Raw genomic sequence first — 7430 nt, forward strand, 5'->3', positions numbered from 1 at the left:
CGGCCGCCCCTTGGCGACGGCGCATCCCGCCCCGAAGAGAGGACCGCGTGTCCACCAATAAGCTCAAGCATCCGGGCCGGCGCCTGCTGGTGCTGCTCCTGGTCATCGTGCTCGGCTACACCGCGCTGGCGGTGGGCGCCATCACGGGACGCACCCAGATGACTCCGGGGCTCGCCCTGGACCTGGAGGGCGGCACCCAGATCATTCTTACGCCCACCACCTCCGATGGCTCAGATATCACCGAGGAAGACCTCAACCAGGCCATTGAGATCATCCGCCAGCGCGTGGATGCCTCCGGTGTTGCCGAGGCACAGATCTCCCGGCAGGGCGGGAACAACATCATCGTGTCGTTGCCGGGCACTCCCAGCGAGGAGACTCTCGACCTGGTGCGCACTTCGGCGGTGCTGTACTTCCGCCCCGTAATTCGCATACTGCAAGCCGGTGCTGCGGCCTACGCCGAGGCGCAGAACAGCTACGTATCCAGCCTGGCCAATGCGACTCCGGATGAAAGCGCGACCCCGGACGAAAGCGCTGCTCCGGGTGAATCGGAGAGCGGCGCGCCCACGGACGCAGAGACACCAGAGACATCAGAGACACCGGAGGCGTCCAGCGACGCCACCGCCAACGCAGAGGATCAGGAGACCGATGCGGCCGCTGAACCCCTGCCCACCGCGACGGTGACGGCGGAGGAGATGGCCACGACCCTCGCGGATGTGGACGGAGACGGCACTATCAGCCCAGACCCGCTGGAAGCCACCAGCGATGACCACTCCTCCGACTCCTGGATCTCGGAGCAGCTCATCTATGACGCGTACCTGACGGATTGCACCGCCGCGGAGTCTCTCACCGGCCAGGCCCAGGACCCCGACTCTGCTGTGATCTCCTGCGCGCGTGACGGCAGCGGGACGATCTACATCCTGGGACCCGCCGACATCGTCGGAACCGATGTCGCCTCCGCATCATCGGGACTGGAGACCACCAGCCAGGGAGCAACCACCAACAACTGGGTGGTGTCCCTTGAGTTCGACGAGGCCGGCACCAAGGCCTTCGCCGAGGTCTCGGAGCGCCTTATCGCCTATCGGGACGCCGCGTCTGCGGCAGCCGCCTCCGGCGCGACCGACGTGACCTCGAACGACTCGCAGAAGGCACAGTTCGCCATCGTGCTGGATGGGCTGACAATCATGTCCTCTGGATTCAACCCAGATGTCACGACCGCCATCACCGATGGTCGGGTGCAGATTTCCGGCAACTTCAGCCAGGCGCAGGCAAACACCCTGGCTAACCAGCTCTCCTTCGGCTCGCTGCCACTGTCCTTCACGGTCCAGTCGGAGCAGCGTATTTCCGCGACCTTGGGCACCGAGCAGCTGCGCAACGGGCTGATCGCCGGGTTGATCGGCTTCGTGCTGATCGTGGCCTACTTGGCGTGGCAGTACCGGGGGCTGGGAGTCGTCGCAGTGGCTTCGCTGCTCGTGGCTGCCGCCGGCACCTACCTGGTCATCGCCCTGCTGAGCTGGTCAATGGGCTACCGCTTGTCCTTGGCGGGCGTGGCCGGCCTGATCATCGCGATCGGCATCACGATGGACTCCTTCATCGTGTACTTCGAGCGGGTCCGCGACGAGGTCCGCAACGGCCGCACACTGGTGGCCGCCGTGGATGAGGGCTGGCAGCACGCCCGTAGAACGATCATCGTCTCCGACTCGGTCAACCTGCTGGCGGCGGTTGTCCTGTACTTCCTGGCCGTCGGCGGCGTGCAGGGCTTCGCCTTCACGCTGGGGGTGACCACTGTGGTTGACCTCGCCGTCATCATCCTGTTCACGCATCCGATGATGGTGTGGATCCTGAGATTCCGGTTCTTCGGCGAAGGGCATCGCCTGTCGGGCCTTGACCCCGAGCACCTGGGGGCACGCTCGCGCGCCGCCTACCGGGGCGGCCTGCTGGCCGCCGCCGCAACCAGTAGTGGCTCGCTGGCCCGGCGTCGTGCCGAGGCCCGTCGCGCGCAGGAGCGTGCACAGGCGGATACAGACAGCGGTGACGTGCCGGACCGCGGGGGCGCGGGGGATGCGGACGACGCCGAGGAGACAAGCGAAAAGGAGAATGAGCAGGCATGAAGTCACTTGCCCAACTCGGCAACGAGCTCTACTCCGGAAATACCTCCTTCCCCTTCGTAGGAAGGCGCCGCCTGTGGTATGCAATCGCCGGCGCTGCGGTGCTGGCCTCGATCATCCTGATCGGCACGGTCGGCCTGACACCGGGAATTGACTTCCGCGGAGGCTCCGAGATCACCGTAACTGCGCTGGCCAAGCCCGACGTTGCGCCTGCCAACGCCGTCCTGGCGGAGGAGGGGCTGGCCTCAGGAGCCTCGGTGAGCACGGTGGGCTCATCCTCCGTGCGCGTGCAGACCAACGAGCTGACCAACGAGCAGCTCAACGGTGTGTCCGCCGCGCTGGCGGATGCTTACGGCGTCGCCGACGCGGACGTGTCAGCCACGACGATCGGACCCACCTGGTCCTCCGACGTCACCAACAAGGGAATTCGCGGCCTGGTGATTTTCTTCGTGCTCGTCGGCGCGCTGATCTGGGCATATTTCCGCACCTGGAAGATGGCGGCCGCGGCCCTGCTGGCGCTCGTACACGACATCCTGATCACCGTGGGCGTGTACGCCGCCAGCGGCTTCGAGGTCACCCCCGCCACAATCATCGGCGTGCTCACGATCCTCGGCTACTCCCTGTATGACACGGTCGTCGTATTCGACAAGGTCAGGGAGAACACGAGCGGCTATGAGACCCAAAATCGTTCGACTTACGGCGAGTTGGCCAACCTCGCGGTCAACCAGTCGCTGATCCGGTCGATCAACACATCGGTCGTGGGCGTGCTGCCGGTCGCCTCGCTGCTGGTGGTTGGCGCCTTCATCCTCGGGGCGGGCACCCTGCGGGATATTGCGCTGACTCTGTTCATCGGCATGATCGCGGGCACGGTGTCCTCGCTGTTCCTAGCCACCCCGCTCCTGGTCGACCTGCGCAGCCGTGAGGCCGTTGTAAAGGAGCAGGCCGCCCGCGTCGCCATGGTACGGGACGAGCGCATTGCCGCCGCCGGCGACGACCCGGAGGCCCTGGCCGCCGTTGCAGCCGCCCCGGCGGCCGCCCCAGTCATCCCCGGACACCACCGTGGTGTCTCCGCCCAGCCCAAGAGGAAGAGGAAGCGGTCATGACAGTTTCGTCCGCGTTGCCCCAGGAACTCACGCGTCTGGTTCTGGACAATCTTCGGGAGATCCCGGATTTCCCGGAGCCTGGTGTGCTGTTTCGCGACATCACGCCGCTGCTGTCCAATGGGGAGGCCTTCGCCAACCTGATCGACGGCCTGGCGGCTCACTACCGCGGTCATATCGACGCCGTCGCCGGGCTGGAGTCCCGCGGCTTCATCCTGGCCGCGCCGCTGGCTGTGCACCTGGGCATAGGCATGGTGATTGTTCGCAAGGCCGGCAAGCTGCCCGGCCCGGTACTGGGTGTCGACTACGAGCTCGAGTACGGCACAGCCCGCATGGAGCTGCGGCCCGAGACGGTCGAGGAGGGGTCGCGTGTACTGGTGATCGACGATGTGCTGGCCACTGGTGGCACCGCCGCGGCCTCCATCAGCCTGCTGGAGCAGGCCGGCGCGAAGGTCGAGGCCGTATGCATGCTGCTTGAGCTTGCCGGGCTCGGGGGCCGGGAGAAGCTGGCCGGCCGGGACGTCGAGTCCGTCGTGGTTTTCGAATCGGCCTGATTCCGCTCACCGCTGCCACTCGTGTCGGCTAACCCGGCTATGATCCGGGTATGACGACTGACACGCGCAACGGAACCGGCGCAGCGGATGAGACTGTTGTGCCCGGGTCGCGCGTGCGCAGCCGCTTGGCGTGGTTCGGTGCACGGGGGCATTCGACCCCGCCCGCCATCGAACCGCTAATGCGCGCCCTGCGCGCGAACCACCCCAAGGCCGATACCAGTCTGATCGTGCGCGCCTACCGGGTTGCGGAGAAGGCGCACGCCGGGCAGATGCGCAAGTCGGGCGAGCCCTACATCACTCACCCGGTTGCGGTGGCCACCATCCTCGCGGAGCTCGGCATGACGCCGCAGACTCTGGCCGCCGCCCTCCTGCACGATACCGTTGAGGACACGGATTACACGTTGGAGCGGCTGCGCGCCGACTTCGGTGACGATATCGCCCTGCTGGTTGATGGCGTGACCAAGCTGGATAAGGTCCAGTACGGGGACGCCGCCCAGGCGGAGACTGTCCGCAAGATGATCGTGGCCATGTCGAAGGACATTCGCGTGCTGGTCATTAAGCTCGGTGACAGGCTGCACAATGCCCGCACCTGGAAGTATGTGCCGGAGGAGACCGCTGCGCGCAAGGCCAAGGAGACCCTGGAGATCTATGCACCGCTGGCGCACCGACTGGGGATGAACACCATTAAGTGGGAGTTGGAGGACCGCTCCTTCAAGGCGCTGTACCCGGGCGTGTATGACGAGATCGAGCACCTGGTGGCAGAGCGCGCGCCCGCTCGGGAGGAGTACCTGCGCCAGGTGCGCCTGCAGATAGAGGAGGACCTGCGGGTCAACAAGATCAAGGGCATTGTCACCGGCAGGCCTAAGCACTACTACTCGATCTACCAGAAGATGATCGTGCGGGGTAAGGAGTTCGATGACATCTACGATCTGGTGGCAGTGCGTGTCATTGTAGACACAGTCCAGGACTGCTACGCGGTGCTGGGGGCGCTGCACTCGCGCTGGACTCCGATGTCCGGGCGTTTCAAGGACTACATCGCGGTCCCCAAGTTCAACCTGTACCAGTCCCTGCACACCACGGTGATCGGCCCGGGCGGTAAGCCGGTGGAGATCCAGATCCGCACGCATGAGATGCACCGCATGGCCGAGTACGGGGTGGCGGCGCACTGGAAGTACAAGGAGGACCCGAACGCCAGCGGTCCCAGCCCGCTGGGGGGAGCGCCCGGTGACTCTGACGCCGGCGAGCTCGGATGGCTGCGGCAGCTGGTCGACTGGCAGAAGGAGACGCAGGATCCCGCCGAGTTCCTGGACTCCCTGCGCTACGAGATGTCCGGCGGGCAGGTTTACGTGTTTACGCCTAAGGGCGACGTGCTGGCGCTGCCGAGCGAGTCCACCCCGGTGGACTTTGCCTATGCCGTGCACACGGAGGTAGGTCACCGCACGGTGGGCGCTCGTGTAAACGGTCGGCTCGTACCGCTTGACACCAAGCTGGAGAACGGTGACACGGTGGAGGTGTTCACCTCCAAGGCGCAGGGCGCCGGGCCCAGCCGCGACTGGCTGAACTTCGTCGGCTCCACGCGCGCCCGCAACAAGATCAAGGCCTGGTTCTCCAAGGAGCGCCGCGAGGAGGCCATTGAGGCCGGCAAGAGTGCCATTGCCCGGGCGATGCGCAAGAAGGACCTTCCGATCCAGCGGCTGATGAGCCATGACTCTCTGCTCAACGTGGCCGAGACGCTGAACAAGCAGGACATCGATGGGCTGTACGCCGCGGTGGGGGAGGGGCACGTCTCCGCCCAGCACGTCGTGGATACGCTGGTTGCGTCCATGGGTGGCGAGGCCGGCGCGGAGGAGACTCTTGCGGAAGGCGTTCTACCCACCCGTGCCGCCTTGACCCAGCAGCGCACCCGCGGTGTCGGGGACCCGGGCGTCGTCGTCGAGGGCATGGACGAGGGCGACGTGTATGTCAAGCTTGCCCGGTGCTGCACCCCCATGCCCGGGGATGAGATCGTTGGCTTCGTAACCCGCGGTTCGGGTCTGTCCGTGCACCGCGCCGACTGCCAGAACGTCGAACAGCTCAGGCAGCAGCCGGAACGCATATTGAAAGTCCGGTGGGCCGACCACGCGCAGAGCGCCTACCTGGTGCAGCTGGAGGTGGAGGCCCTCGATCGCGGGGGTCTGCTGGCGGACATCACACGCGTCCTGGCTGACAACCACGTCAACTTGATCAGCGCGAACGTTGGTACCTCCCGCGACCGGGTCGTGGTAGGCAGGTTCGTGGTCGAACTAGCAGAGGCCAGCCACCTGGACCACACGCTCGCCTCCCTGCGCCGCATCGACGGCGTCTTCGAGGCACGGCGGCTGACCTCCTCGGCCACCCGCCGCCAGCAGGATCATGAGGACGCGCACGTAGGCGCCTGAGACCTCGGCGCGTACAAGTCGTCGATCAGTCGGCGGGCCCGGCGCAGGCCTCGCATGCGGCCGCCCCGGCACGCCAGCAGGTCGGGTTCCAACTCGGCGCGAGTGACTCCGGCCCGGCGCGCGCGCAGTACGGCGGATACGGCGATCCCGGGCGGGGCGGTGCGCGCCAGGTCTACGACGACTCTCGTCAGGGGTAGGCAGTTCAATCCGGCGAGCTTCACGACGGTGCCGGGGCCGGTGCCCGTCGCCAGCTCAACGCGGCTTGGCGGGCAGCCTCCCGTGTGTACCCATAGCGCGGTGCGGCCGGCTACCGTCCTGCCTGCGGACACAATCGGTTTCAGAGCGCGGGCACGCTGGAACGGGGTGCGAATCATGTCTGCGGGCACCATTTGGCCTGCCACCTCCGTGAGGACCTGCTCGTCGATATCGGGGTAGTGCAGTAGGTGGAGCTCCTGGCGGGTTAGCGGGCCCAGCGCGGGCTGCACCGGTTCGTGTAGCAGGTGCGCCAGCACTACTCGTGCGGGTACTGTGCGCGTCATGGAGCCCGGCGGTGTGCCCTGAGTGCTAGAAGCGGTCATGGGCCAATCCTTCCCGTTACGGAACCTGGGCGGAAGCACTCTTCCCGGGCCTGTGGAAAACTCTGACGCGGTCGGTGGCACAGGCAGCCCTGAGGGGCACGCGTCCGGGGAGAGGTCAGTCGAGCCCGCTGCCAGTACCGATATATATGGCGGTATGGTAACTTGGCGGTGTTCGACGTGTTACGCATGGCCGTCCGGAGTTGGTGCGGCGGTGCATAGTCAGATGTCCGGGCGCCAGCCCGGGGAAGGGGCCCTGCTAGCTCGTGTCCTCGTCCGCTCGTTTCAATAGCGGTGACCCGCTAGCTTCGGCCAGCAGGCGCATGTTGAGGTGCGTACTGTCCGCTCAACATCTGGAAAGGCTGGTTTTGTTGTGACTGATGAGGAGTAAGGAGGAGGCTGTGGCTGAGCTCCTTGGGATGGTGCAGGATTCTAGTGCGGATCTCGGCCTGGAGGATGGTAGTAGTAAGGCTGAGACCTTGTCGCAGGACTTGTCCGATGCGTGGAAGTCTCCTAAGGCTGATGAATATTAGGACCTGGTCAGTGAGATTGTGACTGCAATGAGCCTTTCTCATCAGGGGAGGTCGTGGTTCAGGTTGAGTATGACTAGGGCGGTGGCGGTGATGTTGGTGATGGTGGCTGGGTCGAGGGTGACTCGTTTGAGCGCTTTGAAGCCCTT

General features: G+C 65.7%; 5 protein-coding genes. 4 read left to right on the forward strand and 1 reads right to left on the reverse strand.

What is annotated here, in order from left to right; all coding sequences use genetic code 11:
• Positions 1-47: 47 nt before the first annotated feature.
• The 4 genes from secD to GZ998_RS02770 are packed head-to-tail and all read left to right on the forward strand — an operon-like array spanning position 48 to position 6176.
• Positions 48-2108, forward strand: coding sequence for a protein translocase subunit SecD (gene secD, locus GZ998_RS02755; RefSeq protein WP_161924094.1), 2061 nt, complete (start codon positions 48-50; stop codon positions 2106-2108).
• Positions 2105-3208, forward strand: a complete 1104-nt coding sequence (gene secF, locus GZ998_RS02760; RefSeq protein ID WP_161924093.1) for a protein translocase subunit SecF — start codon at positions 2105-2107, stop codon at positions 3206-3208. The genes secD and secF overlap by 4 nt, the downstream gene beginning before the upstream one ends.
• Positions 3205-3759, forward strand: a complete 555-nt coding sequence (locus GZ998_RS02765; RefSeq protein ID WP_161924092.1) for an adenine phosphoribosyltransferase — start codon at positions 3205-3207, stop codon at positions 3757-3759. The genes secF and GZ998_RS02765 overlap by 4 nt, the downstream gene beginning before the upstream one ends.
• Positions 3760-3809: 50 nt before the next feature.
• The gene (locus GZ998_RS02770; protein WP_162680011.1) at positions 3810-6176 is read left to right on the forward strand and encodes a bifunctional (p)ppGpp synthetase/guanosine-3',5'-bis(diphosphate) 3'-pyrophosphohydrolase; all 2367 of its coding nucleotides are present in this window, start codon (positions 3810-3812) and stop codon (positions 6174-6176) included.
• Here the strand turns inward: GZ998_RS02770 and GZ998_RS02775 are convergent.
• Entirely contained in the window at positions 6149-6754 is a 606-nt protein-coding gene (locus GZ998_RS02775) for a hypothetical protein (RefSeq protein WP_161924090.1), read from the reverse strand. The two genes, GZ998_RS02770 and GZ998_RS02775, sit on opposite strands and share 28 nt — an antisense overlap.
• Positions 6755-7430: the final 676 nt, after the last annotated feature.

It is taken from the genome of Actinomyces sp. 594, assembly GCF_019325145.1.
GTDB lineage: Bacteria > Actinomycetota > Actinomycetes > Actinomycetales > Actinomycetaceae > Actinomyces.